The organism is Pseudidiomarina fusca (genome assembly GCF_032227045.1).
Taxonomy (GTDB): domain Bacteria; phylum Pseudomonadota; class Gammaproteobacteria; order Enterobacterales; family Alteromonadaceae; genus Pseudidiomarina; species Pseudidiomarina fusca.
Genome location: NZ_JANFPJ010000084.1, coordinates 1 through 373 on the forward strand (window position 1 = coordinate 1; position 373 = coordinate 373).

The following is a 373-nucleotide window of genomic DNA, read 5'->3' on the forward strand; positions in this document are numbered from 1 at the left end:
CAGTGTGATGGACATATTTGATTACTATAGAACTGAAGCGAAACGAGCGGAACTAAAATTAATCCTCGACTATGCAGCACAGAACTCCGCAAGAGGTTTGGCCGCTAATTTTTTAGAGAAAGATATTTGGGTAACCGAAATTTTGCGGTTGCTATACGAAGAGGATTTATTAGATAGCCATGATGTGGCCTTCAAAGGTGGAACAGCCCTGAGCAAGTGCTATAGCACCATTGAGCGATTCTCTGAGGATATTGATTTATCGATTCATTGGGCTGACTTAGCAGAATCAGATGATGAAGCTGCTGCTTGGACGCAGACAACACGGAATCCGAGTCAGCAACGTAAATTTAGACGTGAGCAGAGAGAGCGTTTA

At 43.2% G+C, this 373-nt stretch carries 1 protein-coding gene; it reads left to right on the forward strand.

All coding sequences use genetic code 11. The features are described 5' to 3' along the window. A partial coding sequence (locus tag NOG12_RS13145; protein ID WP_313933504.1) for a nucleotidyl transferase AbiEii/AbiGii toxin family protein occupies nucleotides 1-373 on the forward strand: 373 nt, incomplete at both ends.